The following is a 26,369-nucleotide window of genomic DNA, read 5'->3' as shown; positions in this document are numbered from 1 at the left end:
AGGTAATAGTACAGTTTTTGAAATGTGATAAAGTTTCTTCTTGAGAATTAAAAGGAGAGCGGTTAATATGTTTTTTTTCAATCTCAAAAAAATGAATATTTTTGATCTATATAAAGGTATTGTTGTTTTTATTGAAAGGGGCTTTAAGCCCCTTTTATTTTGCAAAAAATGTGAGGTGAGCGATATTGAAAGCTTATGATCCATTCAAGAAACTATGGCATGAAGTAGATATAATAACGCCTGTAAAGACCCGGGGTCTTATAGCCTGTCCGACATTTTTTGACATCCACACGCATGTGAGGTTGAACGGTCAGGAAGATTATTCCTCGCTTCAAAAAGCAGCTATAGCTGGCGGTTTTGGAAGGGTCCTGATACAGCCGAATACTTTACCTTCAATCGAAACATACCAGATTTTTCACGAACATTTAGAACTTGCAAGAGATAAAATTGTTGACTTTTACTGGGCATGTTCTATCTTTGGAGAACTTCATCCAGATGGAAGAAAGATTCTGTGTTATTCAAATGATGGTTTTGAATACGATACCAGAAGAATTCTCAATGCTTTTAAAAATAAAAAGCCATATCTTTTACTTGATCACAGTCAACTGCACGAATTGGATGGGATTTTTTATGATGGAACGAATTTGAGTAATAAGACTCGTCCTGTGTCGAATGAGGCAATATCTATATTTAGAAATGTCATGCTTGGATTAGAATATGGTTTTAAAAGGTTTCATATCCAGCACGTTAGTACTCAAAGATCGATTGAGACCATTATATATCTGCGTAAATATGCAGAGATTACATGTGAGGTGACCCCCCATCATTTGTTTTTCAATATGCATGATATAAAAAATACGAATTTCAAAGTCAACCCGCCTTTTGCCAATGATTTCGATAGAGAAACTTTGATAAAAGCAATTGAGAATGATGTTGTTGATGTGCTTGCAACAGATCATGCACCCCATCCGGAAAAACCGGACGATTTTGAAAGGGCTCCTTTCGGAACAAGCGGCATAGAAATTGCTTTCAGCGCTTTTTACACGATTATAGGCAACATTGAAAAAGTTATAGAAAAAATGACCATTGCTCCAGGAAATTTAATGGGTCTGAGACTTAATTTCGATCTTGATAATATAGTCCTTATTGATCCGGATGCTCGTTATACTGTTGATTCAAACAAGTTTTTCAGTAAAGGCAGAAACTGTGTTTTTGATGGAATGAAATTAAATGGAAAAATAGTTGGTGTGAAAATGAAAGGAAAGTGGGTGTACTGGGATGGAGAATTTTTTCTTAACTAAAAAGAACACGGTGAGGCTCAGTGAAGATTCTTACTTATTTACTTTTGAAGAAAAGCTTGATTTTGAGCCCACGCAATTTATCATGATAGAGAATTCTTCAGTAACCAGAAAGCCATTTGCCCTTGGAAGATGGAAAGGAGATCTTGCAATAGGGATACAGGTGGTTGGCCCCGGCACAGAGTACATTGCAAAACAGAAGATACTCAGAGCTCACGGTCCCTTAGGCAGACCGTTCCAACCATCTGGTAGGGGCGCAATCATTGTTTCCTTAGCATGTGTAGCCATGGCCTTTGATTTACAGCAGAGGCTTTTAGGTGAGGTTTTTGTAGGTTCGCTGAAAAAACCATTTGTCGAATTGCCTTTTAAGGTAGTTATAGGCGATGAGCAATTTACCGAATTGCTGAAATCATTGAACGGATATGACTGGTATTTAATAGTTGGTTCTGAAGGTATGGAGAAAGTTTCCTATGAATTGCTTAAAGACAGGGGTGAGGTTTTTCTATCACTTAACGAGTATATGGCTTGCGGCATAGGTGCCTGTAAGGGTTGCGCTGTAGAGACAAGGGATGGTATCAAACATGTTTGCGTCGATGGCCCAGTTTTCAGGGGTGATTTGTTATGCATTTAAAAATTCCACTGATTATTGCATCCGGCACTGGAGGTATGGGCGAATATCTGAAATTGATAGATCCCGAATATATAGGTGCATATACACTCAAAACCATAACATTTTTTCCGAAAAAAGGCAATCCACCGCCAAGACTCTTTGCCACAGAAAATTACTTGATCAACTCGATAGGTTTAGAAAATGTCGGTTTAGAAAAATTTCTACAACAACTTTCCAGCGGAGAATTTGAGGAACTTTTCGCAAAAACAAAGGTGATAGCAAGTTTCTCTGGTGATGATGTTGATCAAATGCTCCAGATTGCAAAAAAAATTAAGCCATTCGAAAAAAAGTTTATCGCCATAGAATTTAATCTTTCATGCCCTAATGTATCGAAAGGTGGACTGGGTTTACTTTCTGATATCCATGGTCTGGATAATTTATTGTTGTCTATTCGAAGAGAACTTAATGGCTTTCTCATAGCAAAAATCGGAATAGAGGGAATTTTTGTTGAAGCAGCGGCAGAAATTTTGAAAAAGTGTGGCTGGCAGGGATTGAGTTTGATAAATACTATTCGTTCTCTATACATTATCGGTAAAAAGATTATCAAAGGAGGACTTTCCGGTCCGGTTCTAAAGCCGGTAGCTTTGAGAGCGGTTTATGAGGTTAAAAATAGGGTGAGCGATCTTTATGTGATAGGAGGCGGTGGCATCATGAATGAAGAGGATGCGGATGATTTTATAAAAGCAGGGGCAGATGCCGTAAGCATTGGAACCGCCATCTTCAAAGATCCAAAAATCGTATCAAAAATAGCCAAACATATTTCGAGGAGGGAGTTAAAGTGATACCAGTTTTAAGTTTAGATATGGAAGACCCATTTGAATTTATTGACAGATATGGAAGTTTTGATTATGTCAAAGTTGGTCACAACCTTGCGTGCAGCGGAAAACAAGTTCTGGGTGAGCTTGAAAAAAGAAATCTTAAAGCAATACTCGATTTGAAATTTGCTGATATTCCTTCTACTGTGGCACGATCTATAAGATCCTGGGATCATCCATGTATCGTTGGCTTTACAGTTCATGCCGCAGCAGGTGTAGACAGTTTGAAAGCCGCACTTGAAAGTACTGATAAGATCGTGTTTGCAGTTGTTAAGTTAACTTCTGTCGAGGGAGAATTGGAGGATTATCTTGACCAGATAAACTCTATAAAGATCCTTGGTTGTTCATTTGTTTTACCCGGTAAGTGGGCAATGAAATTGAGAAAGCAGATACCTGCAAAAATACTCGTTGCAGGGATCAGAATGCTCAGACAGGCGGATGATCAAAGAGATGTGGTTAATCTTGAAGATATTTTGCAAGTTGCGGATTATGCTGTAATAGGGAGAGAAGTCTACAGAAGTGTAGATCCATCAGAAGCTATGGAAAGAATAAGGAGGATTGTCTATGCTTGAGATTCTTAGAAAAACGGGGGCATTACTTGAAGGGCACTTTTTATTGTCTTCAGGGAAACATTCTTCAAAGTATATACAGTGTGCAAAACTTTTCGAAAATCCAGATTTCGGCGACCAGATAGGTGAGATGATCGCAGAAAAGGTAAAACATTATAATCCGGATGTAATAATAGGTCCAGCTATTGGCGGGGTGATACTTTCGTATGTTGTCGCGCGCGCTTTAAAAGTGAAGGCTATTTTTGCAGAGAGAGAGAGTGGAACAATGAAGTTGAGAAGGGATTTTAAGATCGAAAAAGGAGACAGAGTAGTTATTGTTGAAGATGTTACCACCACTGGTGGCTCAGTAATGGAGGTTGCGCAAATTGTTGAAGAATGCCAGGGTCAGCTATGTTGCGTAGCAAGCATCGTAGATCGATCTGTTAAACCGTTGCCATTCAATGTTCCGTTTTATTCTTTGATAAGATTGCAGCTACCAATTTACGAACCCGATAGCTGTCCACTGTGTAAAGAAGGTATTCCGTTATTTAAACCCGGTAGCAGATGATCATAACTCTATGTTGAAAAATTTTTTCACTAAAAGACCTATGAAAAACGAGACAGCTGCTACTCCCATACTTATAGAAGTCATCTCCAAAAAATTTTTCTTGAAATTTTGTTCTTTTACTACTGAAACGAAGAAAGTAAAAACAAATATCACCAGAATAGCATTACATACCGTCATTGCAAGTGCAACAAATGGATTTACAAATACAAGATACGGAAATGTCAGGAATAACACAGTGATGATATAGGCAATACCCGTGTACAGGGCAGATTTGAGAGGTTTTTTCTCGCTGCCCTCTGATTTTCTCGAAAGATAGTCCGATGCCGACATTGACAAGGCAGCTGCTATTCCAGTGATTATACCAGAAAGGGCAACAATGGCAGTTTTTTGAATAGCGAGAGTTAATCCAGCAAGTGCACCCGTTAGCTCAACAAGTGCATCGTTCAAACCGAGTACCATCGAGCCTATGTACTCGATTCTTTCTTCGTTCACCAAGCTAAGCAGAGTTTTCTCGTGTTCTTCTTCGTCTTTAATGATTTCTTCAAATAGTTCCTCATTAGATTTCTTATAAGATAGCTGGGCTTTATCTTCATTTTGCTCCATCAATTTCAGTGCAAATGTTATCCCCAAAAATTTTGCGATCAATAAATAGAAAAATACTTTAAAATTATTTGGCTTTGCTTCTTTTCCTGTTCTGCTTTTGAGTTTCTCGTAATGTTTCAATTCATCAAGTGCGATTTTGCGCAGAATATCTGAATTGGCCTTATCTATTTTTGAAAGTTTTGAGTAAACAAAATACTCTGTAATTTCATTTTTCTGGAATTTCAACAGCATTTTTGATCCTCCTTTTGCACCATGTCATAACCTTGAAATGAGCAAAGTTTCTGTAATTTTTTCAGACTGTGATATACTTTATATGAGCTATTAAATTAGCATTACTCATTATCATTATGCCATGTCAATGTTAGTTAAAAATATGATGGAGGTGAATCTCATGCCTGAATTTGTTAATCCTTTCAGTGGAAAAGTACCAGACAGAAAACTCTCACTTTCAGAACTTATAAGGGCTATTAGATTGAATATTGCTGCCGAGCATGAAGCAGTTCATCTTTATATGGCACATGCTGATGCGACAGATCATCCTCTGGCAAAGAAAGTTCTTATTGATATTGCAAACGAAGAGAGAGTCCATATTGGTGAATTCACGAAGCTCCTCGAGATTCTCACGAAAGATGAAGCTCAGTATATGTCTGAGGGAGCAAAAGAAGTTGAAGAAATGATGGTGGAAAATAACGAAGAGCCGACCATAGGATCTTTAAAGGACGGTGAGAAAGATGGCAAATAAATATCTGATGCAGGAAGATGCACCGTTTGATCCAAAACTCTGGCAACTTTTCAATGAGACCATGACAGATATCGCAAAAGCTCAACTTGTTGGAAGGAGAATTCTTTCTGTTAAAGGTCCTTTTGGTCTTGGTTTGAAGCAAATTTCCATAACTGATGTGCAGATTGAGCCGGGGGTTTTTTCTAACAAAACTCTTCCTCTCTTTTACATCCACAAAACATTCAATATTTCTAAGAGGGACATAGCTTCGTATGAAAGGGAAGGTGTCACGCTTGATTTGAAAAATTTGATAACTGCTGTCAGGGAGTGTGCAACCATAGAGGACAGGTTAATCTTCGAAGGAATTAATTCGCACGGACTTGTCAGCGCGCCCGGGACAATTTCTATGGAGCTCAGCGATTGGAAAAATGTTGGGCAGGCCGCCAGTGATGTTATTGAGGCTGTTACAAAACTCGATGAAGCCGGATTTCATGGGCCTTATTTGCTTGCACTTTCACCTGATAGATACAATTTGCTTTTTAGAAGGTATGAAAGTGGCAATCAAACGGAGTATGAACACTTATCAATGATAATCAAAGGCATTTATAAAGCACCTGTTTTGAAAAATAGCGGTGTCTTGATGAGCGATTCTGAAGCCTATGCTTCAATAATACTCGGTCAGGATTTATCAATAGGTTTCATAGGACCTGCAGAGGAACGGTTCGAATTTTCTATTTCTGAAAGTCTTGCCTTGCTCATCAATGAGCCTTCTTCAATATGTGTGCTCAAAGGTTAAATGAAATTTTCTGATTTCTGAAAATAGGCAAAAGGCCGGAGATTTTGTGTTATGATCAGAATGTACAAGTGAATATTCCCCTCCCACGGGGAATGCCCTTGTATAATTCCGAGAATAGGGCTCGGAAGTCTCTACCGGACAGCCGTAAACTGTCCTGGCTACAAGGGCCTTATCTTTTATCGGTAGAGACTTTTGCTACCGATTTTTTTATTTTGGAGGTGGACACATGAAAGTTGCTATTGTTGTGGGTAGCAGCAGTGATTTAGAACATGCCAGACAGGCTTCTGATACTCTGAGAATATTTGAGCTTGCCCATGAAATATTTATTCTTTCCGCCCACAGGACCCCACTCGAAGTTATGGATTTTGCAAAAAATGCGGAAAAAGAATTTTCTGTGATAATAGCCATGGCTGGTAAAGCGGCACATCTGCCGGGAGTGATCGCTTCAATGACATCTCTACCAGTCATAGGAGTTCCTCTTTCTGCTTCCATAAGCGGAATTGATTCGCTATTTTCAATAGTACAGATGCCCGATGGAATACCTGTTGCAACAATGGGTGTGGATAGCGCAAAAAATGCTGCTCTGTTTGCGGTTGAGATATTGTCTTTGAATAATTCAAAGTTAAGGGAAAAATTGAAAGAGTACAGAGAAGATCTGAGAAGAGGAGTTCTTCAGAAAAACGAAGATCTTAAAAGGGGTGAACCTCAATGAAAAAAGAGATACTTTATGAGGGTAAAGCAAAGAAGGTTTTCAAAACTGATAATCCCGAATTTTTTGTGATTGAGTACAAAGATGACGCAACCGCTTTTGATGGCAAGAAGCGAGGTACGATTAACAATAAAGGTGTCCTGAACAACAAAATTTCGGCTATTTTTTTTGAACTCCTCCAGAAACATGGTATAGAAACCCATTTTGTAAGGTTGTTGAGTGAAAGAGAGATGCTCGTCAGAGCCGTGGGGATAATACCTATAGAAGTTATAGTCAGAAATATAGCTGCCGGAAGTCTTTCAAAAAGGCTTGGACTTGAAGAAGGAACTATTCTGAAAAAAACTGTGCTTGAACTGTGTTATAAAAACGATGAATTATCAGATCCGATGATAAACCGCTACCATGCACTTGCTATGGAACTCGCAACAGAGGAAGAGCTCAACCGAATCGAGCAAACAGCACTTAAAGTGAATGAAATTATGAAGAATTTTCTTGGGTCAAAGAACATAATCCTTGTTGATTTTAAACTTGAATTTGGCAGAGCAAATGGAAAAATCTTGCTTGCCGATGAGATTTCACCAGATACTTGCAGGTTCTGGGATGGTTCAACAAGGGAAAAACTTGATAAAGATAGATTCAGAAGGGATCTTGGAAATGTTGAACAGGCGTACTGGGAAATCTATAAAAGAATTAAGTGAGGAGTGAGCTTGTGTACAAAGCAAAAATTCAAATAACTTTCAAAAATGGCGTGCTTGACCCCCAGGGCAGTGCCGTCAAGCAAGCTCTGCATCATCTTGGCTTTGTATCAGTAAAAGATGTGAGAATAGGCAGATTAGTGGAAATTCTTATCAGCTCGCAAACACCGTTGGACGCCGAGAATCAAATTAAACAAATGTGTGAACAGTTGCTTGCCAATCCTGTGATAGAGGAATACAGAGTTCTCTCACTGGAGGAAATAGAATGAAAGCGGCCGTCGTAGTTTTTCCTGGATCTAATTGTGACAAGGATACTTTTTATGTCCTTAAGTATGTGATGGGTTTTGATTGTTATTATGTTTTCCACAAAGATCATTTTTATGAAAAAGAGTTTGATCTGATAGTTCTTCCAGGTGGGTTTTCTTACGGTGATTATTTAAGAGCAGGGGCGATTGCGAGGTTTTCACCGGTCATGAGAAGTGTTTCTAAAGCGGCAGAAAATGGTGTTTTGATTGTTGGTATATGCAACGGCTTTCAAATATTGACCGAAGCAGGATTACTTCCAGGCGTGCTTATGAAAAATAAAGATTTGAGATTTCATTGTCATGATGTGTATTTGCGTGTTGATAATAATAAAACCCCGTTTACATTAGCGTATTCAGAGGGAGAAGTAATCAAGATGAATATAGCACATGGAGAGGGAAACTACTATTTCGATCATTGTAAAGAAATTGAGGATAAGATAGTTCTTCGCTATTGCGACAGGAATGGAAATATCACAGAAGATTCAAACCCGAACGGTTCTGTTCTCAATATAGCTGGTATAGTTAGCAAAAATGGAAATGTTTTTGGTTTGATGCCTCATCCCGAAAGATGTTCTGAAAAGTTACTTGGTTCAGATAATGGCAAAAAAATTTTCGAATCAGTTGCTCTGTATTTAGAACGGAGGAAAGATCATGCTTTCGCATAGAGATCTGGGGCTTACTGATAAAGAATATGAGAAAATTGTGGAGCTTCTTCATCGTGAGCCGAACGAAGTAGAACTCGGTATGTTTTCAGTAATGTGGTCTGAACATTGCAGCTATAAACACACAAAACACCTTCTCAGAGATCTTCCTACAAGTGGTGAAAGAGTGATTCAGGGACCAGGAGAAAATGCCGGGGTTGTTGATATCGGTGATAATCTGGTAATTGTTTTCAAAATGGAAAGTCACAATCATCCTTCTGCAATCGAGCCTTTTCAAGGAGCAGCAACTGGGATAGGCGGAATAGTCAGGGACATATTCGCCATGGGAGCAAGGCCAATAGCACTTCTTGATTCGTTGAGATTTGGTGATCTGAAAAGTGCAAAAGTGAAATATCTTTTCTCAGGTGTGGTGTCTGGTATAGCACATTATGGAAATTGCATAGGTGTTCCAACGGTTGCTGGAGAGATCTATTTCGACGATTGTTATACAGATAATCCGATCGTGAATGTCATGTGTGTTGGTATAGCAAAAAAAGATGAAATAAAGTTTGCGAGAGCTCAATTTTCAGGTGCCTCGGTTATGCTCGTTGGCGCTATGACTGGTCGTGATGGAATACATGGAGCGAGTTTTGCATCGGAAAATCTTTCTGAAAAATCCCAGGAAAAGAGGCCTTCCGTCCAGGTTGGGGATCCATTCATGGAAAAATTGCTGATAGAAGCATGTCTTGAAGCTATCAAGATTGAAGGTGTTTTGGCTGTTCAGGATCTTGGCGCAGCAGGACTAACCTCTGCATGTTCTGAGATAGCCTCTAGAGGAAACAAAGGAATTGAGATAGACCTTGCTTTCGTTCCTCAGAGAGAAAAAGGCATGACACCGTATGAAATAGTACTTTCTGAATCACAGGAACGAATGCTTCTGGTAGTTAAACCTGAATATGAAGACGAAGTAAAACAGATTTTCCAACGCTGGGACCTCTATTCTCAAAAAATTGGCGTTATAACAGATGATGGGCTTTTCACTGTCAAAATGAATGGAAAGATTGTCGCGCAGGTACCAACAAAAGCGCTAACAGAAAAAGTGCCTGTTGTCGAGATGAGTTTTGAGAAGCGGGTTAATTCGGGAAACGCCGATGTTCCGGAGCCAGAAAATTTGCAGGAAACATTTCTCAAATTACTTTCAAGTGAAAACATCTGCAGTAGAAGGTCTGTTTATGAAAGATATGATCATCGTGTTGGTATCAATACAGTAGTGCTTCCTGGTTCTGATGCTGCCGTACTTAGGATTAAAGGTAGCAGTAAGGCTATCGCTGTTACAACAGATTGCAATGGTTTTTATTGTTTTCTCGACCCTTATGAGGGTGCAAAAATAGCTGTAGCAGAAGCGGCCAGGAACTTAGTTGCCACAGGGGCTATGCCGGTTGGTATAACAGATTGCTTAAATTTTGCCAGTCCAGATGATCCAAAGGTTGCTTACCAGTTAAAAAGAGCTGTTGAAGGTATGGCTGAAGCTGCAAGATTTTTGAGGATACCCATTGTGAGTGGGAACGTTAGCCTCTACAACGAGAGCAAGAAGAGAAAGATATATCCAACGCCTGTAATTGGAATGGTTGGCTTGATAGAAGATATCAGCTACATTTGTGATGCTGCTTTTAAAAATGAGGGAGATCTTGTGGTTCTCATCGGAGAAAATTTTTCTGAGAGTGCGTGTGAATATACAAAGGTTATCTGGGGCATCGATTATGGAAAAGTACCGAGTATAGATCTGGAAGTAGAAAAGCGAGTTCAGCAGGTTTGTTTGAAAGCAATAAGGGAAAAAATCGTCAGTTCTGCACACGATCTTTCGGAAGGAGGGCTGGCAGTATCTCTCGCGGAGTCTTCTATTTTAGGTAATATAGGAGTTATCTGTGACCTGAGGGCGAATATCAGAAGAGATTTTGTACTTTTTGGAGAACAGCAGTCGAGAATGATTGTAACAATCAAAAAAGAAAATCTTCCGCTTCTTAAAAAAATTGCTGAAGATAATAACATTTCCATCTGTGTCATTGGAAGAGTGGCTGGTAAAAAATTTATCATCTCTGTGAATGGAGAAAAGGTGATTGATTTGAACATCGACGAAATCAGAGAGGTATATTATACATCTCTTGAAAAGTGGGTGAATGAATAGTGCCAGTTAAGGAGGCCTGTGGTTTACTTGGAATATATTCATCTCGAATGGACCGCTCTATTGCAAAAACAGTTTATTATGGGCTTTTTGCTCTGCAGCACAGAGGCCAAGAGAGTGCAGGGATTGCGGTAAGTGATTTGAGATCTATTAAATATCACAAGGGACTTGGTTTAGTATCAGAAGTTTTTGATGAAAAGAATCTTGAAGATCTGACTGGAAAAATCGCTGTAGGGCATGTCAGATATTCCACTACTGGCAGTAATTCACTCAATAATGCCCAGCCTCTGGTTGTAAGATATCACTCTGGTGAGCTTGCAGTGGTGCATAACGGTAATTTAATAAACGCGTTTGAAATAAGGCAAGAACTTGAAAAAAAGGGATTCGTGTTTCACACGACAACTGATAGTGAAGTAATAGCCGCATTGATTGCAAAATCTGGCACAGATTTAGTTGAATCTGCAATTCAGCTTACAGAAAAAATAAAAGGAGCTTATTCGCTGCTGATAATGACAAAAGACAAACTTCTCGCGGTAAGAGATCCTCATGGTTTTCGTCCTCTGTGCATAGGATCGTACAATGACGCATATGTTGTTGCCTCTGAGAGTGCTGCCCTCGATACAATTGGTGCTTCTTTTATGAGAGATGTTTGTCCGGGTGAAATAGTTGTTTTTGATAAATCTGGTATGTCAACTTGCAATGTAAGTGTCGAAAGAAAATCCCTGTGTATATTTGAATTTGTTTATTTTGCGAGACCAGATAGTGTTATCGATGGGGTAAGTGTTTACATGGCACGATGGAAAGCAGGAAAGATCCTTTCGAAAGAACATCCTGTTGATGCGGATTTGGTAGTTGCTGTACCAGATTCTGGAAATGTTGCTGCCATAGGTTTTTCAGATGGAACAGGTATACCTGTGGGAATGGGATTAATCAAGAATCGCTATATAGGAAGAACTTTCATTCAGCCCTCCCAAAGAATAAGAAACCTTGGAGTGAAATTGAAACTCAGTGTTTTGAAAGAACTGGTAAATGGAAAGAAAATTGTTCTGGTTGATGATTCTATCGTCAGAGGGACAACGATGAGCCAGATTGTAAATATGCTTAAAGATTGTGGCGCAAGGAGTGTTCACGTTCGCGTGAGTTCACCGCCAGTTAAGTATAGCTGCTATTTTGGTATAGATACCTCTTCGAGAAAAGAATTAATAGCATCCAGCTATGATATAGAATCGATAAGAAAATTTGTTGGTGCTGACAGTGTTGGTTATTTGAGCATAGAAGGATTAGTTGAAGCAGTTGGTATGAAGGATAGAGATCTTTGTCTGGCTTGTTTCACAGGCAATTATCCTTTGAAAGCACCTCGTAAAGGAAAAAAATACCTTTTTGAAAAGAGGTGATTACTGTGGGATTTACCTACAAAGATAGCGGTGTTGATATAGATGCAGCAGACCTTTCAGTTCAGATGATTAAAAGATATGCCAGGCAAACACACATAGATGGTGTTCTCGGCGATATTGGAAATTTTGGTGCGTTTTTTCAACTTGATGGTTCTTTGCGTCAACCTGTTCTGGTTTCGGGTGCGGACGGAGTTGGAACAAAGTTGAAGGTTGCTTTCATGATGGATAAACATGATACCGTTGGAATAGATTGTGTTGCTATGTGTGTGAATGACATACTTGTTCATGGTGCAAGACCCTTATTTTTTCTGGATTATATAGCTGTTGGTAAATTGATCCCTGAAAAAATTAGTCAGATTGTGAAAGGTATAGCAGAGGGATGTACTCAGGCTGGTTGTGCACTCATAGGTGGTGAAACTGCACAAATGCCGGATATGTACAAAGAAGAAGAATATGATCTTGCCGGCTTTGCTGTTGGTGTGGTTGAAAGAGAAAAATTGCTGGATGGTTCGAAAATAAAGCAAAGAGATGCTGTGATTGGTTTAGCTTCGAGCGGATTGCACAGCAATGGGTTTTCTCTGGTCAGGAAGGTTTTGCTTGGGAAAATGAAGGTTGATGAATATATAAGTGATTTAAAAAAGACATTAGGTGAGGAATTGCTGACCCCTACGAAGATTTATGTCAGAACTGTTCTTGATGTCTTGAACGATAAAATTCATGGTATGGCACACATAACTGGTGGTGGTTTGCTGGAGAATTTACCCAGAATTTTGCCAGAAGGTCTTGAGTTTCGCATAGACAAAAATTCCTGGGAAGTTCCTGTTATTTTTAAAATCATTCAGCGTCTTGGAAAGATAGATTCGAAAGAAATGTACAGAACCTTCAATATGGGCATAGGGTTTGTGATGGTGGTAGAAAGAGATGAAGTTGAGAATCTTTTGAGGAAATTAAATGAGCTGGGTCAAAACGCATGGGTAATCGGTGATATCGTTCCCGGAGAGAAGGGTGTGATCATTTGATTCTCAAAGTAGGAGTTCTCGCATCCGGTAACGGAACAAATCTTCAAGCAATAATAGATAAATCCAGAAATGGTCAGATACCAGTCAGGGTTGCTGTAGTAATAAGTGACAGAAACGCTTTTGCACTTCGAAGAGCTCGTGCTCACAACATTCCTGCCTATATTGTTAAACCCGGTGAATATGATTCCCAAAGAGAATATGAGCAACAAATGGTTGATATACTGAAAAAACACGGATCTGAATTAGTTGTGCTGTCTGGTTTCATGAAAATTTTATCCCCACATTTTATTGACAGTTTTAAAGGAAGGATAATAAACATTCACCCATCTTTGATACCTGCATTTTGTGGCAAAGGATTTTATGGTATGAAAGTTCATGAAGCTGTAATTGATTATGGCGTAAAGATCACAGGGGCTACAGTTCATTTTGTCGATGAAAATGTAGACTCAGGGCCAATAATCATTCAAAAGGCTGTTGCCGTGGAAGACTCTGATACGCCCGAAACAATCGCACAGAAGGTTCATGAAATAGAACATGAGATACTTCCGGAAGCGCTGAAATTATTTGCACAGGGCAAACTCAAAGTAATTGGCAGAAGGGTTTTTATAGAGAGGTGAAGAATAATGAGGGCTTTGATCTCTGTTTCTAACAAGTCGGGCGTTGTCGATCTTGCCAGAAACCTCGTCCAGTTTGGCGTAGAAATAATCAGTACAGGAGGTACGGCGAGATATCTTAAAGAACATGGTATAAAAGTCGTCGAAGTATCTGAGATAACTTCTTTTCCGGAAATACTTGATGGAAGAGTGAAAACTCTTCATCCTCTGATCCACGGAGCAATCCTGGCAAAAAGGGATAGTTTTTCTCATGCAGAAGAGCTCAAAAAGTTTTCCATCCATCCTGTTGATATCGTTGTTGTCAATCTATATCCTTTTAAAGAAACTGTCAGTAGAACTGACAATATGGAAGAAATTGTTGAAAATATTGATATAGGTGGTCCGACTCTGTTAAGATCTGCTGCAAAGAATTTCAAAGATGTGCTGGTTTTGTGTGATCCGAAAGATTATTCGTGGTTAACGGGAAAACTTTCAAATCAGGAAAAGATAACTTTCGAAGAAAGAATGCGTTTGGCGCTAAAAGCCTTTCGACACACCGCCTGCTATGATGCTGTGATCAGTGAGTTTTTTGCCAGAAAATCGCGCGAAAGATGCTTTCCAGAAGTACTTGTGACTGGTTTTGAAAAAATTACTGATCTCCGTTATGGTGAAAATCCTCATCAAAAAGCAGCTCTTTACAGAGAACCTTTTGTGAAAGCTTCGTCAATTGTGAGCGCAAAGCAATTGCACGGGAAAGAACTTTCTTATAACAACGTTTGCGATGCAGATTCGGCACTGGCAATAGTCAAAGAGTTTGATATGCCGTGTGCTGTTGCAGTGAAACATACCAATCCATGTGGAGTAGCATGTAGCGGTGATATACATGAAGCCTTTGAAATGGCATACAGAGCAGATCCAATGTCGATATTCGGTGGAATAGTTGCATTTAATAGAGAAGTGGACGAATCACTTGCTCGCAGGCTTAACGAGATATATCTTGAGTTAATTCTGGCACCAGGGTATTCTGAAGAAGCTCTTGATATTTTGAAGAGAAAGAAAAATTTGAGAGTTTTGATAGTAGATTTATCAAAGAATGATGGTGATCTGGAGTTTCGAAAAATTAGCGGGGGAATACTTGTTCAAACGAAAGATGATTTTGATTATGAGAAACTGAGTGTTGTTACGAAGAGATCTCCCACGCAAAATGAACTTGAAGATCTTCTCTTTGCCTGGAAGGTAGTCAAACATGTAAAATCAAATGCAATCGTCCTGGCAAAGAATCACCGCACGCTTGCTATTGGAGCAGGTCAGATGAACAGAGTTTGGCCTACAGAGCATTGTGTGAGAGTAGCGGAAAAAGAGGCAAAAGGTTCGGCATTAGCTTCAGATGCATTTTTTCCTTTTCCAGACGCGCTTGAGGTGGCCGCAAAAGCTGGTGTGTCAGCGGTGATTCAGCCGGGCGGCTCTATAAGAGACGATCAAGTTATAAAAGTGGCAGATTTGTACAATATAGCTATGATTTTCACAGGAACAAGGCATTTTAAACATTGAGGTGATTTTTGTGAAAATTCTTGTGATAGGACGCGGTGGAAGAGAGCACGCTTTGGTTTGGAAGCTTGCTTTTAATAAAAATGTGTCGATTTACTGCGTTCCCGGGAATGGCGGGATTGAAGAAAATGCGAGATGCTTTCAGTTAAATCGAATGGATCAAATACTGGATTTTGCGTTGAGAGAGAAGATAGATATTACAATCGTTGGGCCGGAAAATTACCTTGTGGATGGCATAGCGGATAAATTTGAGGAGCGTGGGTTGAGAGTTTTTGGTCCAAGAAAGCAGGCTGCGCTTGTAGAAGGTAGCAAGGTATTTGCAAAGATCTTGATGGCAAAATATGGCATTCCAACAGCTTCTTTTAAGATTTTTGATGACCCAGATTCTGCTGAAAAATACATTTCAGAAATAGACAAACCTGTGGTTGTGAAAGCTGATGGCCTTGCTGCCGGTAAAGGAGCAATAGTTGCGAGGACGAAAAAAGATGCATTTAAGGCTATAGATAGTCTTATGAGAAAAAAGATATTCAAGGAAGCTGGAGATAAAGTGGTTATTGAAGATTTTCTTGAAGGTTTTGAAGTTTCGGCTCTTGCTTTTTGTGATGGTAAAACTATAGTCCCTATGCTGAGCAGTATGGATTATAAAAGAGCCTACGATGGTAATAAAGGACCCAACACGGGTGGGATGGGATCAGTTACTCCCGCACCACACTACACGGATGAACTATCTGATTTTGTTTACAGGAAAATTATGTTCAAGATGGTCGAGGCGCTGCAAAAAGAAGGTATTGAATACAAAGGTATTCTTTATGCAGGATTAATGATTACGAAAGACGGTCCGAAAGTTCTCGAATTTAACTGCAGATTTGGTGATCCGGAAACCCAATCAATACTCCTGCTTCTGGAGAATGATTTACTGGAAATTGTTCAGAGTGTTATTGAAGGAGAGCTTTCTAAAGTCAAGATTTCCTGGTCTGATGAAAAAGCTGTTTGTTTAGTAATTGCAAGTGGTGGGTATCCGGAATCATACACAGATGGCTATGAGATCCATGGGCTGGATAAAATTAAAGACGCTGTTGTATTTCACGCAGGAACAAAAAGGGTGAATGGAAAATTTATAACGGCCGGAGGCAGAGTTTTGAACATCTGTTCGAAAGCAAGAACTTACTCTGAAGCTGCGCAAAAAGTCTACAAATCTGCAGAAAGCATTTATTTTGAAGGTATGCACTATAGAAAAGATATAGCTGATTTCAAAGTATGACATTTTCTTTTCCAAATACTTTTCTGAAATGGAAACTCACTTCATCGAATTTTTCACAGCTCAGCCATGGAGACCAGCCATTTTTTTCATACAGAGTTTTCACTTGCTGGGGATAATTCAATTTATCAAGAAATACCTTGTCTGTGTATCTTGCAAGCGTTTCTGAGAGTTTTTCAGCGTTCATTGGGAGGGCGGGACCTACAAAGACAGATAGACTTATTCTGTTTTCTTTGAGTATCTTAAGAATATTAATTCTTTCCTCAATAGATGGTGCACCTGGTTCGAGAATCCTTCTCACATCCTCGCGATCAGTGGTTATAGTTACTGTTACAGAGGCATCTTTCAGCAAATCTATATCTCGCAAAATAAGCGTTGATTTGCTCATAATGTGAATTTTCCGAAAATGATCATTCAAAATCTCTATTATTTTTCTTGTAAGCTGGTATTTTTTTTCTATTTGTTGATAAGGATCACATATACTCGATAAGAAAAAATCACCTTGTTTTTTGCTTAATTCCCTTTCAAGGATGTCAGCAGCGTTTATTTTCACCCACACATCTTTACCCCACTCGGAATTGGTATGTTTAAAAGGCCCTATGAATTTCGCATAGCAGTATTTGCAGCCAAATGTGCAGCCTATGTAAGGGTTAATCACATATTTTGCTACTGGCAATTTCGTTTTTGTGATCAATTTCTTAGCCAGGGTTTCGTGAATCATTTTCGAGGACCTTCATTTATCACTATTCCTGATAATTTTCCTGATATTTGTAGTTCTTCTATTGTGGAACTCAATATTTTTTCTGTTTTGCCTATGCAAATAATTGCAACTATTTTATCAACAATTTTGCTTACAAAAACGCCTTCTGCGGTGCAAAGTGGTGGCATATCTACGATAATTTTGTCATACGAATCAACGGAATCTTTGATCCATTTAATCAATTTTTGGTCACTCAAAGGCCAGTTGTCTTCTTCTTGCAATGTCAAAATATTTAATTTGTCTGAGAATTTCACCAAAGATACGTTGAAATCTTCATTTTTCAATGAGCTATTTTCATCTATTGAAAAGACCCTTCTTATAGAAGGATTATGCGTATTCAGATCAATCAACAGCACTTTTTGAGACATTTTTGAAAGTATATATGATAAATTGCTTGAGATATATGTTTTGCCTTCTTCTTTTTTTAAGCTGGTAAAACCAATTATTTTTGCAGGTTCATATAATAGTTTGACTGCAATTTGCTTGAATTCGTCACATAACTTTTCATCATCGCGTTGAAGACTTATCAGCAGATCATTACCAGTTACTCTTGCTGAAGAAATCTTTCCCAGCAGAGGTTCGTTTGGAAAGAATCTTTTGATTTCGTCTATAGAACGAAATCTCTTGTCTGTCGCATCTCTTAAAAACACAGTTAAGATTCCTAAGAAAATTCCAAGCACGCCCCCTATAGCCACTGTTAATCTCTTATTTGGTTTTGAAGGTTTATTTGGCACGACCGCGTTACTGATTATCCTGATATTATCAATACTTCCGGCAGCACCGATTTTTGCTTCTTCGTACTGGCTGAGCAACGCAAGATAAGTGGTTTGCTTTGCCTGCCTTTCTCTTTCTAATTCAAATAATTTTTGTTCGATAGCTGGTATTACGGAAACTTTCTTTAAATATTCGTCCCTGATTTTTTCTACCGCTGACAGCGTTGCTTGTAAAACCTGAAGCTCTGCCTGCTTCAGTATGAAGTTCGTATAAAGTTGAGTGTATGCTGGGTTCACGGTTTGCACTTCTGCACTGACAACTTTGCTTATCTCTTTCTGAAGCAAATCCTGCGTTTCTTCTATCTGCTTTTTCAATGCAACAACTCTTCTGTCATCTTCTGAGTAATTTTGAAGCAGGGCAGAAAGCTGGACCTGTAGATCCACAAGTTTTGATCTCAATTGCTGTACAACAGGATTTGTACTTATTGTTTCTGAGGAGATTATTTTCTGGTCCACCTTTTTAAGTAAATCTTCTGCTGCCTTTATTTCAACTTCTGCTTGTTGAATATTCAAAGTAATTTCATTCGTCTTCGAATCGTACTGCGCAATATACTTGACGAGATTGTCTGCCTGTTCACTGAGTGAGTATATCTGATTTTCTTCCTTGAATTTTTTGATTTCTTCTTCAACATCTTTAAGTTCTTGCTCAATTCTTGGCAGTTGTTTTTCTATGAACCTGAGTTTTACAACAGATTCGTTTGTTGTTAACTCACTTCTCATTTCTTGATATATATCTATCAGATTGTTGACCATTTCTGCAGCAAGTTTGGGATCTTCATGTTCGATAGATATCTTTATTATTTTGGTATCTTTGACAGACTCGACTTTCAACCATTTCTCCCTGATGACCTCAACAACATCTTGAAGTTCAATCTTTTTCTGGTCTTTGAAAAGTTCCATCAAATTCAGTTTTTCAATCAATTTTTCTATGTTGTCTCTGCTTTTTATTAACTCTATTTCCGTGGATATATCAGATCCACCGCTGACATTTGAAATACCTATCAACTGGGTAACAGCACTTGGAATACTTATTGAAGATTGACTTGTACGAACGAGTAATTGCGCACTTGCTTCATAAACAGGTTTCGCAAAAAACATCACATAAATTACACTGATAAAAGACGTGATGAGAAAAATAGCCAGAAACCACCAGATCCTTCTTTTAAAGATATTCATTATATCTGCCAGACTAAGCTCCGTGTTTTCATTGTTCACAGAAAAGCCCTCCTTAGAATTGATCTCAAGAAATATTTAACCACAAACTCGTCCATTCTGTGTTGTTATGTTACACTTTCAACTGGAGGGAAGAATGTGATTGCGGTTATTGGAAGTAACAACGTTGACCTTGTTTTAACAGTAGACCATTTCACAAATCCGGGAGAAACGCAGAGTTGTATTTCTTTCGAGAGATTTTCTGGGGGTAAAGGGGCAAATCAGGCAATTGCGTGCAAAAAATTGGGAGCGACTGTTAGATTTCTGACATGCGTGGGCGATGATGAAAATGGACAATTTATTTTGCAAAATTTTTCAGAAAATGGTATTGCTGAGTTTGCGGTAAAAGTTCGCTCGCCAAATGGTTTTGCGATGATAGAGGTTACAAAGACTGGTGAAAATCGAATAATAATTTACGCTGGTGCCAATGGTTTTCTGACGCCAGAGACTGTAAGAGAAAACGCGCCAGATCTTCTTGAGGCGAGTGTGCTTTTGTTGCAAAATGAGATTCCTTTCCAGACGAGTTTCGAAGCAGCAAAACTTTTTAAAGCAAATGGCAAGATGGTGATTTTTGATCCAGCACCGGCTCATGGTATAGATAGTTCAATTTTCAAATTTGTTGATATTATTACTCCAAACGAATCCGAACTGATCGCTTTAACACAGATATCCAGTGTGAGAGAAGCAATTGACAGGCTTCTCAAAAGCGGCTGTAAAAATGTGCTTTTAAAGATGGGGGAAAAGGGATGTATTTTCAAAGGTGAATATGGTGAATTTTACGTTGAATCTTTTAAAGTCAATGCTGTTGACACAACTGCTGCTGGTGATATTTTTAATGCTGCTTTTGCAGTAGGATTTTGCCGATTTGGGGATATCTACAGAGCTCTGGTTTTTGCGTCTGCTTCGGCAGCGATAAGCGTTACACGCAAGGGTGCACAGAGTTCTATTCCATTTTACGAGGAGGTAGCTGGATTTCTCAATGCAAGAGGGGGGAATAATTTTACAAAGACAGATGAGATTTTATAATCGAATATCCAGATTTATCCTCTTTTCTGTGGTGATTTTATCTATCAATCTGTATGCGGCTATTGATCTGCCTGGAAAGGACCCCGATCAAAGTTGGCAGGAGCTGGTAGAGCAGATCAAAAGAAGCCCTGATTCTACGGTGGTTTTATATGAAGGGCCAAAAATATCCGCAAAAAGGCGGCTTGCAGAGTTTGATGACTTAAAACTGGCGGTTATAAATGAGGATATCGACGGGTTTATAAAAAGCCTGTCTGATTCCGTAGATCTTCAAATTGACGCGATTAAAGAGGTATTTCTTATTTTTCCTCAATTTGAAAAATATTCCATGGAGTTTGAAAGTGGTAATTTTGAGACCCTGTATAAAATAAAGAGTTTATGGAAAATAGGAATAAAACTGACAGCACCAGATGGTTTTGGGAAATGGCTGGTAGAGAATTTTCTGAAAGACCCCTATTTTTTTGACTGGAATCTGCTGGGCTTTTTGAAAAATCTTACCAACGCTGATAAAGTAGCTCTGGAAATTGCCGATGTTTGCAATATTTATAAGTATCAAGAGGACCTTTATCCATTCTTGCACAGACTTTTTGGAATAACTTCTCAGATAGGTAATGTACAACCTTCTTATTTGCAGAACCAGATAGATCTTTATATAAGTTTGCTTACGAGAATAGAAAGATCTGACGGTTCGAGTCTGACGGCAGACCAGCTTTTTCAGATGATTTCCGATTTTGATAATCTCACGATAGAAAAGAATGATCTGAGAAAAAGGCTTTCTTTCTTAATTCAATCTGCTCAACAGACTGGCAAGAAATTCAGCGAAATATCGTCGCGGGATAGTCAAATAGCAGCGCTCTTGAAGAAATCTCACTCAGAAAACCACTCTGGTATGAAAATTCTTATTGCTGGCTTTGTGATGATAATTGTAATTCTGATGGCCTTTGATCGTCTCAGATTGAGGATATTTATAATACTCGGAGCGAAGAAAGCTGCTATGAAAATTTGCAAAAAGATTTTGCTCAAAGACCCCTCCAATTTGAAAATCCGTTTTTCACTTGCAATGCTCTATGAACAGCTTGGCGATGTTGAGCAGGCACTGAAAGAATACCAGTGTATAAAGGATCTGAGCAGAATGCTTAAAAAGGAGGAAAATGATTGAAGTTAGTTCCGTGGGGGGTCGAATATCTTTGTGCTCGCTTTTATCATGGTTTTTCTCGCAGTTTTTTCCCATCGTCCTGATAAATAGAATGCCATTTTCAAAAGACTTCTGAATCCCATATCAGCCAGCATACCTGTCCAGGCACCGAGCAATCCAAGGTTGAAACGGGAAACCAGTAGATAGCCGAGAGGCAATCTGACAAGCCACATGGATATGGAGGTTATAATCATTGGTAAAGCTGTATTTCCCGTTCCACGAAGCGCGCCATTCATAACGTAATCCAGGGCGAGAAAAACTTGGAACATACCTATGAGTTTTACAGGCAATTCGGCTATTTTGATGATTTCCGCTTCGTTTGTGAAAAGTTCTATCAGCAATTGAGGAAAGAAAAATATGAAAATACCAACACTGACCTGAAAGATTGTTGTGAGAATCCAGCCTTGCCTGACGACTCCCGCAAGCTTTTTAAGATCACCCTGCCCGTTGTACTTACCAGCAAGCGCGGTAATAGCAACAGACATTCCCATTCCTGGCATGAAGGAGATAGATTCGATATTTATACCAATCCTATGGCCCGCATAAGCCATCGGGCCTGCCATAAACAATATATTGGCAAATAACAGTAATCCAGTAGAAAACAGAAGATTTTCGCCTGCCGTTGGCAAACCTACGGAGAGGATATTTTTGACAGTTACAAAGTGAAATTTCTTTCCCTGTTTTTCCCCGGCATACAATCTTCCACTCTTTAGTACAACCATAAAAAGCAGAGCTGCTCCAATAAAGCGTGATATCACTGTAGCAAGTGCTGCACCAGTTGTTCCAAGCTTTGGAAAGCCAAGCCTTCCATAAATCATTCCATAATCGAGAACAACATTTAGTCCATTTGATATAGCCGAAATTATCATTGGGGTTTTCGTATCACCGGATCCCCTCAAAGCTGCTGCCAGTGTACTCATAAGTGACATGCCCATGATACCAAATAGTATGGTTCTGAGATATTGTGTACCAGCTTCAAATACTGCAGGGTCAACATTTGGAAATATTTTGAAAAGATTTGTACTGAAGAATCCAAGTCCCATGAGTACAAATCCCCATATCGCAGCAAGATATATGCCGTTCCAGAGGGTTCTGCCAATTGATAGCCAGCTTCTGGCACCCGTACTGTTAGATATGAGTACAGTGACACCTGTGGAAGCAGCAATGAGAATCACCTGTAAAACGAAAAACAGCTGGTTTGCCAGCCCGGCTCCGGTCATTGCCTGCCAGGAAAGATGACCGAGAAATGCTGTATCAACCATTCCAAATAACATTTGCATGGCATTTTCTGCCATAGATGGTAACCCTAAGGACAACAGTTCTCTTCTGATTTTTCCTGTTTCAAGTGGATCTAAATACTGCCTGATCAAAGAGTACTTCAAATTATTTCCTCCAGATCAATAAATAGCATTTTCTCTTTTCAAAAATTAGTTTGCTAAGGTAACTTTTTGCGCCTGTTTAAATCTTCATTGTGTATACTTGTAATTATTGGGAGGATAAAAATGAGCGGATATTATAGTCTTAAAGATCAGCATGTGGAGATCAAATTTGAATCTGAAGATGAAAGAGTTCTCATAATTTGCAGTGGTGGTGAAGATGTATTCACAAAATTGCTGAAAGAAAGGGCGGTATTTATTACTCACGAAGAAGATTTGTTGAAAAGTGCCGATCAAAGATCTTTAAGACTTCTTATGAATCCAACTAAATTGACATTTGCACCTGAGAGTTTTGATACAGTTGTGTGTTTCTTTACGTTCTTTTATTTTCCAAAGTATAAAGCGATTTTTGAAAATGTAAATCGGGTTTTGAAAAGGTGGGGTAAGTTACTTGTGTGGGATGTTACGATACCTAAGAAAGTCAGCCATAAGAGTTTTTTTGCTGTTCCGCTTCTAATAGATGATGGACTGGAAATGGTTAAAGTGGTGAATGTAACCAAATGGAAATTCGAGCAAAGTTCTGGTATGATCAAAAAAATAGCAAGAGAAAGTGGGTTTAAACTTGTAAAGGAACAAACATTCAACCAGGTTTTTCACCTGGAATTTTCCAAAATTTCCGACATGAAATAATTTTCTATCTGTTAGCAAGCTTTAAAAGTTCGGCCACGGTGTCTTTATAATCAGGTTTTTCATCTATTCTTTGTTTGAGAAAGCTGTTTATGGGATCTATCATTTTTATTGCTCTGTCTATCTGTGGATTCGATCCTGGTTTATAAGCCCCTACATCGATGAGATCTTTTGCTTCATAATAAGTTGCCATTAAATTGCGAAGATTTCTGCTTGCCTCAAGGTGATCATGACCAACGATATCCACCATCAATCTGCTTACACTTGCAAGTACATCTATGGCTGGATAGTGATTCAATTCAGATAGTCTTCTTGAGAGCATAATATGACCATCTACAACGCTTCTGACAGTGTCCGAGATTGGTTCATTAAAGTCATCCGCCTCGACAAGCACTGTGTATATAGCAGTGATGCTACCTTTGTCCGAATTTCCCGCTCTTTCCAGAATGCCAGGAATTCCAGCAAACACACTTGGTGGATAACCTCTGGCTGTTGGAGGTTCCCCTATTGCAAGACCTATCTCTCGCTGGGCCATTGCCCAGCGGGTTAGAGAGTCAACCATTAGCAGAACATCGTACCCAAGATCCCGGAAGTATTCGGCGATACTTGTAGCAGTATAGAGTGCTTTTGAACGCATCAGAGCAGGTTGATCGGATGTTGAAACGACAACTATTGATTTTTCAATTCCCTTAGCGAGGTCTTTTTCGATAAATTCTCTTACCTCTCTGCCTCTTTCGCCAATAAGGGCTATTACGTTAACATCTGCTACAGTGTTTCTGGCAATCATGCCAAGTAACGTGCTTTTACCAACACCGCTGCCGGCAAAAATGCCAATTCTCTGACCTTTTCCTATTGTTATAAATCCATCTATAGCTCGAACTCCAACTGGTAAAGGAGCAGTGATCCTCGATCTTTTCAATGGATGAGGCGCACTATTTATTAGAGGGTATCTGTGCTTAGCTATAAGCGGCTTTCCATCTATTGGCCTTCCCAATCCATCGACAATTCTGCCTTTCATATCCTCTGATACTCCTACATCTAAGCGCCTGTTAGTTTTGTAGACAAACGTGCCATGCTTGGCGCCCGATAGATCTTCGAGCGGCATCAAGAGAACCTTCCCATCTCTGAAACCAACGACCTCGCAGAGAGGTTTTTTGCCGTCCAGATTCAATTTGCAAAGTTCTCCCAGAAAAGCGTCTGGTCCGGTTGATTCGACAGTGAGGCCAATTATTCGGTTAACTCTCCCATTCATCTTGAGGAAATCTTCTCTCTCGATCCTGCTTTTCAAAAGTTCCAGAATCTGCAGGATATCATTCATGCCCGAAGACCTCCTCAATTAATTCCTCCACTATCTCTATAGCGTAACTCTTGGTACCGTTTATGAGGCCAAGCTCTGTTTCTACAATAATTTCCCCTTCTGTTAAAGCATCGGACTTGCTGATCTCTATACCAGCAGATTTGAATTTTTCCACAATTTCTGGATAATTTTCAAAATCCGAGAAATTCATGGTCACCTTCACATTGTTCATGCTGGCAATTTTCGAAAGAATATACTCGAGTTTTCTTTGATAATCTATTTTGTCTATTTCTTTGTAAGCTATTTTCTCTATCAGAACACGTACAACTTCTAAAAGTTTTTGAAGAATATCCTGCGTTTTCGCCATCAACTGATCATGAAAATCGTGCATGATCTTTTCAACGCTGCTGACCTTATTTTCAGCTGTTTTTTGCAAATTCTCAGCCTGTTTCTTTGCGTCTTCAACTATCTGAGCTGCTTTCATTTGCGCTTCATTCAGGATTTTTTCAGCTTCTAATTGAGTCTTTTGAAGCAACTCCTTAGCTTCCAGCTCCACTTTGCGAAGTCTTTCTTGAGCCTTCTCAGATATTTTTGATATGTCGTCTATTTTTTCTCGTTCCGGTTTACTGATAACACATGGTACATCAACGAAAAGTTCGCGCTTTTTTATTATCACACTATTAATTCTTCACCTCCGCCCTTGGCAATAATTATCTCGCCAGCTTCTTCCAGCCTTCGTACAACATTTATTATCTTCTGCTGAGCCTCCTCAACGTCTTTTATTCTGACTGGCCCCATGTATTCAAGCTCATCTTGCAACAGTTGTGCAGCTCTTTTGGAGATATTTCTGAATATTTTCTCTTTTACTTCTTCTGATGCTCCTTTCAGAGCAAGTGCCAGATCCCTTGTTTCCACTTCGCGCAATATCAACTGTACAGATCTGTCATCTAACTTTGTCAAATCTTCAAATACGAACATTCTTCTACGTATCTCTTCGGCAAGTTCTGGTGAATCGTATCCGAGTTTTTCCATGATTTTTTTCTCGGATGAACGATCAAGGCTGTTCATGATTTCTGCGGCTGTATCGACTCCTCCAACCTGGCTGAAACTCTGACTTACGAACCCGGAAAGCTTTCTCTCCAGATTCTTCTCTATCTCTCTGATAACTTCTGGAGAAGATCGCTCCAAGAGGGCTATTCTTTTAACAACTTCAACTTGAAGGTCTTCAGAAAGTGAGGAAAGAATCTTGCCGGATAGCTGTGGTTCCAAATAGCTTAGAATTAGCGCTACCGTTTGTGGATGCTCATTTTGTAGAAAATTCACAAGCTGAATTGGATCTGTTTGTCTGAGAAAGTCAAATGGTTTCACCTGAAGGTTTGAAATAAGTCTCTCTATGATTTTCATAGCTTTCTCTGGTCCAAAAGCTTTTTGCAGCACTTCTTTTGCATATTCTATACCACCCTGAGAAATCATTTCTCGGGCGCGGGCAATATCCTGAAACTCTGACAAGACAGTTTTTTTCTCTTCTTCACTTACTTTACCAACATTTGCGATTTCCACTGTAAGCTGCTCAACGTCATTTTCGTCGAGGTGTTTCAGTACAGAAGCAGCTTTCTCAGGTCCGAGCATAACCAGGAGTATCGCCGCTTTCCTTCTTCCTGTTATTTGTTTTTTCTCTGCCAT

The 26,369-nt window shown here is 39.2% G+C and carries 27 protein-coding genes and 1 riboswitch; of the genes, 20 read left to right on the top strand and 7 right to left on the bottom strand.

The window, feature by feature from the left end:
- Window positions 1-185: 185 nt before the first annotated feature.
- The 5 genes from TLET_RS09895 to pyrE are packed head-to-tail and all read left to right on the top strand — an operon-like array spanning window position 186 to window position 3,899.
- On the top strand, window positions 186-1,301 hold the full coding sequence (locus TLET_RS09895; RefSeq protein WP_012003955.1) for a dihydroorotase: 1,116 nt from the start codon (window positions 186-188) through the stop codon (window positions 1,299-1,301).
- Window positions 1,279-1,929 carry an iron-sulfur cluster-binding protein gene (locus TLET_RS09890; protein ID WP_012003954.1) on the top strand — a complete coding sequence of 217 codons (651 nt, stop codon included), beginning with the start codon at window positions 1,279-1,281 and terminating at the stop codon, window positions 1,927-1,929. Before TLET_RS09895 ends, TLET_RS09890 begins: the two co-directional genes overlap by 23 nt.
- Window positions 1,920-2,750, top strand: coding sequence for a dihydroorotate dehydrogenase (locus TLET_RS09885; RefSeq protein ID WP_012003953.1), 831 nt, complete (start codon window positions 1,920-1,922; stop codon window positions 2,748-2,750). Before TLET_RS09890 ends, TLET_RS09885 begins: the two co-directional genes overlap by 10 nt.
- Window positions 2,747-3,355, top strand: a complete 609-nt coding sequence (gene pyrF / locus TLET_RS09880) for an orotidine-5'-phosphate decarboxylase (protein ID WP_012003952.1) — start codon at window positions 2,747-2,749, stop codon at window positions 3,353-3,355. The genes TLET_RS09885 and pyrF overlap by 4 nt, the downstream gene beginning before the upstream one ends.
- Window positions 3,348-3,899 (top strand): orotate phosphoribosyltransferase, encoded by a 552-nt coding sequence (gene pyrE, locus TLET_RS09875; protein WP_012003951.1) that lies wholly within the window; start codon window positions 3,348-3,350, stop codon window positions 3,897-3,899. Before pyrF ends, pyrE begins: the two co-directional genes overlap by 8 nt.
- Here pyrE and TLET_RS09870 read toward each other — a convergent pair whose 3' ends face one another.
- Window positions 3,900-4,733 carry a VIT1/CCC1 transporter family protein gene (locus TLET_RS09870; protein WP_012003950.1) on the bottom strand — a complete coding sequence of 278 codons (834 nt, stop codon included), beginning with the start codon at window positions 4,731-4,733 and terminating at the stop codon, window positions 3,900-3,902.
- Between the two features lie 160 nt (window positions 4,734-4,893).
- On the opposite strand from TLET_RS09870, the gene TLET_RS09865 reads away from it, so the two are divergent.
- The 12 genes from TLET_RS09865 (at window position 4,894) to purD (ending at window position 16,366) form a co-directional block, all read left to right on the top strand.
- Complete coding sequence (locus tag TLET_RS09865) at window positions 4,894-5,244, top strand: ferritin family protein (protein ID WP_012003949.1); 351 nt, start codon at window positions 4,894-4,896, stop codon at window positions 5,242-5,244.
- Window positions 5,234-6,019 carry a family 1 encapsulin nanocompartment shell protein gene (locus TLET_RS09860; RefSeq protein ID WP_012003948.1) on the top strand — a complete coding sequence of 262 codons (786 nt, stop codon included), beginning with the start codon at window positions 5,234-5,236 and terminating at the stop codon, window positions 6,017-6,019. Before TLET_RS09865 ends, TLET_RS09860 begins: the two co-directional genes overlap by 11 nt.
- A 78-nt stretch (window positions 6,020-6,097) precedes the next feature.
- Window positions 6,098-6,200, top strand: a riboswitch (purine riboswitch).
- 45 nt (window positions 6,201-6,245) lie between these two features.
- A complete protein-coding gene (gene purE, locus TLET_RS09855; RefSeq protein WP_012003947.1) occupies window positions 6,246-6,731 on the top strand; it encodes a 5-(carboxyamino)imidazole ribonucleotide mutase in 486 nt (161 codons plus the stop codon).
- Window positions 6,728-7,426 carry a phosphoribosylaminoimidazolesuccinocarboxamide synthase gene (gene purC, locus TLET_RS09850; protein ID WP_012003946.1) on the top strand — a complete coding sequence of 233 codons (699 nt, stop codon included), beginning with the start codon at window positions 6,728-6,730 and terminating at the stop codon, window positions 7,424-7,426. Before purE ends, purC begins: the two co-directional genes overlap by 4 nt.
- An 11-nt stretch (window positions 7,427-7,437) precedes the next feature.
- Window positions 7,438-7,692 carry a phosphoribosylformylglycinamidine synthase subunit PurS gene (gene purS / locus TLET_RS09845; RefSeq protein WP_012003945.1) on the top strand — a complete coding sequence of 85 codons (255 nt, stop codon included), beginning with the start codon at window positions 7,438-7,440 and terminating at the stop codon, window positions 7,690-7,692.
- Window positions 7,689-8,393 carry a phosphoribosylformylglycinamidine synthase I gene (purQ, locus tag TLET_RS09840; RefSeq protein WP_012003944.1) on the top strand — a complete coding sequence of 235 codons (705 nt, stop codon included), beginning with the start codon at window positions 7,689-7,691 and terminating at the stop codon, window positions 8,391-8,393. The genes purS and purQ overlap by 4 nt, the downstream gene beginning before the upstream one ends.
- A complete protein-coding gene (gene purL / locus TLET_RS09835) occupies window positions 8,380-10,554 on the top strand; it encodes a phosphoribosylformylglycinamidine synthase subunit PurL (protein WP_012003943.1) in 2,175 nt (724 codons plus the stop codon). The genes purQ and purL overlap by 14 nt, the downstream gene beginning before the upstream one ends.
- Window positions 10,554-11,945: an amidophosphoribosyltransferase gene (gene purF, locus TLET_RS09830; RefSeq protein ID WP_012003942.1), complete on the top strand. Its 1,392-nt coding sequence runs from the start codon at window positions 10,554-10,556 to the stop codon at window positions 11,943-11,945. Before purL ends, purF begins: the two co-directional genes overlap by 1 nt.
- Before the next feature lie 5 nt (window positions 11,946-11,950).
- Window positions 11,951-12,964: a phosphoribosylformylglycinamidine cyclo-ligase gene (purM, locus tag TLET_RS09825; protein ID WP_012003941.1), complete on the top strand. Its 1,014-nt coding sequence runs from the start codon at window positions 11,951-11,953 to the stop codon at window positions 12,962-12,964.
- A complete protein-coding gene (purN, locus tag TLET_RS09820) occupies window positions 12,961-13,581 on the top strand; it encodes a phosphoribosylglycinamide formyltransferase (protein WP_012003940.1) in 621 nt (206 codons plus the stop codon). The genes purM and purN overlap by 4 nt, the downstream gene beginning before the upstream one ends.
- A 6-nt stretch (window positions 13,582-13,587) precedes the next feature.
- Window positions 13,588-15,108, top strand: a complete 1,521-nt coding sequence (purH, locus tag TLET_RS09815) for a bifunctional phosphoribosylaminoimidazolecarboxamide formyltransferase/IMP cyclohydrolase (protein ID WP_012003939.1) — start codon at window positions 13,588-13,590, stop codon at window positions 15,106-15,108.
- A 10-nt stretch (window positions 15,109-15,118) separates the two neighbouring features.
- Complete coding sequence (gene purD / locus TLET_RS09810; RefSeq protein WP_012003938.1) at window positions 15,119-16,366, top strand: phosphoribosylamine--glycine ligase; 1,248 nt, start codon at window positions 15,119-15,121, stop codon at window positions 16,364-16,366.
- Here purD and TLET_RS09805 read toward each other — a convergent pair.
- Both TLET_RS09805 and TLET_RS09800 read right to left on the bottom strand, forming a co-directional pair.
- A complete protein-coding gene (locus TLET_RS09805) occupies window positions 16,356-17,084 on the bottom strand; it encodes an SPL family radical SAM protein (RefSeq protein ID WP_012003937.1) in 729 nt (242 codons plus the stop codon). The two genes, purD and TLET_RS09805, sit on opposite strands and share 11 nt — an antisense overlap.
- On the bottom strand, window positions 17,081-19,111 hold the full coding sequence (locus tag TLET_RS09800) for an exopolysaccharide transport family protein (protein WP_012003936.1): 2,031 nt from the start codon (window positions 19,109-19,111) through the stop codon (window positions 17,081-17,083). The genes TLET_RS09805 and TLET_RS09800 overlap by 4 nt, the downstream gene beginning before the upstream one ends.
- 96 nt (window positions 19,112-19,207) lie before the next feature.
- Between TLET_RS09800 and rbsK the strand changes: the two genes are divergently transcribed.
- Window positions 19,208-20,134: a ribokinase gene (gene rbsK / locus TLET_RS09795; protein WP_012003935.1), complete on the top strand. Its 927-nt coding sequence runs from the start codon at window positions 19,208-19,210 to the stop codon at window positions 20,132-20,134.
- Window positions 20,088-21,290, top strand: coding sequence for a tetratricopeptide repeat protein (locus TLET_RS09790; RefSeq protein ID WP_041428481.1), 1,203 nt, complete (start codon window positions 20,088-20,090; stop codon window positions 21,288-21,290). Before rbsK ends, TLET_RS09790 begins: the two co-directional genes overlap by 47 nt.
- A 2-nt stretch (window positions 21,291-21,292) precedes the next feature.
- Here the strand turns inward: TLET_RS09790 and TLET_RS09785 are convergent, their stop codons facing one another.
- The gene (locus tag TLET_RS09785; protein WP_012003933.1) at window positions 21,293-22,708 is read right to left on the bottom strand and encodes an MATE family efflux transporter; all 1,416 of its coding nucleotides are present in this window, start codon (window positions 22,706-22,708) and stop codon (window positions 21,293-21,295) included.
- A 120-nt stretch (window positions 22,709-22,828) separates the two neighbouring features.
- Here TLET_RS09785 and TLET_RS09780 point away from each other — a divergent pair, with 120 nt between their 5' ends.
- Window positions 22,829-23,392: a class I SAM-dependent methyltransferase gene (locus tag TLET_RS09780; protein WP_012003932.1), complete on the top strand. Its 564-nt coding sequence runs from the start codon at window positions 22,829-22,831 to the stop codon at window positions 23,390-23,392.
- Between the two features lie 4 nt (window positions 23,393-23,396).
- Here the strand turns inward: TLET_RS09780 and TLET_RS09775 are convergent, their stop codons facing one another.
- From TLET_RS09775 to fliG, 3 genes are read right to left on the bottom strand one after another with little or no spacing between them, the layout of a single operon-like run.
- Window positions 23,397-24,707 (bottom strand): FliI/YscN family ATPase, encoded by a 1,311-nt coding sequence (locus TLET_RS09775; protein ID WP_012003931.1) that lies wholly within the window; start codon window positions 24,705-24,707, stop codon window positions 23,397-23,399.
- A complete protein-coding gene (locus TLET_RS09770; RefSeq protein ID WP_012003930.1) occupies window positions 24,700-25,362 on the bottom strand; it encodes a FliH/SctL family protein in 663 nt (220 codons plus the stop codon). Before TLET_RS09770 ends, TLET_RS09775 begins: the two co-directional genes overlap by 8 nt.
- A complete protein-coding gene (gene fliG / locus TLET_RS09765) occupies window positions 25,359-26,369 on the bottom strand; it encodes a flagellar motor switch protein FliG (protein ID WP_012003929.1) in 1,011 nt (336 codons plus the stop codon). The genes TLET_RS09770 and fliG overlap by 4 nt, the downstream gene beginning before the upstream one ends.

The sequence above is a fragment of the Pseudothermotoga lettingae TMO genome (assembly GCF_000017865.1).
Classification (GTDB): domain Bacteria; phylum Thermotogota; class Thermotogae; order Thermotogales; family DSM-5069; genus Pseudothermotoga_B; species Pseudothermotoga_B elfii.
The sequence above is the reverse complement of the archived record's forward strand: the minus strand, read 5'-3'. Positions and strand labels throughout refer to the sequence as shown.

Excerpts from the sequence above, each read along its gene's own strand:
- TLET_RS09890 (WP_012003954.1), top strand. The coding sequence starts at position 1,279 with ATGGAGAATTTTTTCTTAACTAAAAAGAACACGGTGAGGCTCAGTGAA.
- TLET_RS09885 (WP_012003953.1), top strand. The coding sequence starts at position 1,920 with ATGCATTTAAAAATTCCACTGATTATTGCATCCGGCACTGGAGGTATG.
- pyrE (WP_012003951.1), top strand. The coding sequence starts at position 3,348 with ATGCTTGAGATTCTTAGAAAAACGGGGGCATTACTTGAAGGGCACTTT.
- TLET_RS09870 (WP_012003950.1), bottom strand. The coding sequence starts at position 4,733 with ATGCTGTTGAAATTCCAGAAAAATGAAATTACAGAGTATTTTGTTTAC.
- TLET_RS09865 (WP_012003949.1), top strand. The coding sequence starts at position 4,894 with ATGCCTGAATTTGTTAATCCTTTCAGTGGAAAAGTACCAGACAGAAAA.
- TLET_RS09860 (WP_012003948.1), top strand. The coding sequence starts at position 5,234 with ATGGCAAATAAATATCTGATGCAGGAAGATGCACCGTTTGATCCAAAA.
- purE (WP_012003947.1), top strand. The coding sequence starts at position 6,246 with ATGAAAGTTGCTATTGTTGTGGGTAGCAGCAGTGATTTAGAACATGCC.
- purC (WP_012003946.1), top strand. The coding sequence starts at position 6,728 with ATGAAAAAAGAGATACTTTATGAGGGTAAAGCAAAGAAGGTTTTCAAA.
- purQ (WP_012003944.1), top strand. The coding sequence starts at position 7,689 with ATGAAAGCGGCCGTCGTAGTTTTTCCTGGATCTAATTGTGACAAGGAT.
- purL (WP_012003943.1), top strand. The coding sequence starts at position 8,380 with ATGCTTTCGCATAGAGATCTGGGGCTTACTGATAAAGAATATGAGAAA.
- purH (WP_012003939.1), top strand. The coding sequence starts at position 13,588 with ATGAGGGCTTTGATCTCTGTTTCTAACAAGTCGGGCGTTGTCGATCTT.
- TLET_RS09805 (WP_012003937.1), bottom strand. The coding sequence starts at position 17,084 with ATGATTCACGAAACCCTGGCTAAGAAATTGATCACAAAAACGAAATTG.
- TLET_RS09790 (WP_041428481.1), top strand. The coding sequence starts at position 20,088 with ATGCAAGAGGGGGGAATAATTTTACAAAGACAGATGAGATTTTATAAT.
- TLET_RS09780 (WP_012003932.1), top strand. The coding sequence starts at position 22,829 with ATGAGCGGATATTATAGTCTTAAAGATCAGCATGTGGAGATCAAATTT.
- TLET_RS09775 (WP_012003931.1), bottom strand. The coding sequence starts at position 24,707 with ATGAATGATATCCTGCAGATTCTGGAACTTTTGAAAAGCAGGATCGAG.
- fliG (WP_012003929.1), bottom strand. The coding sequence starts at position 26,369 with ATGGCAGAGAAAAAACAAATAACAGGAAGAAGGAAAGCGGCGATACTC.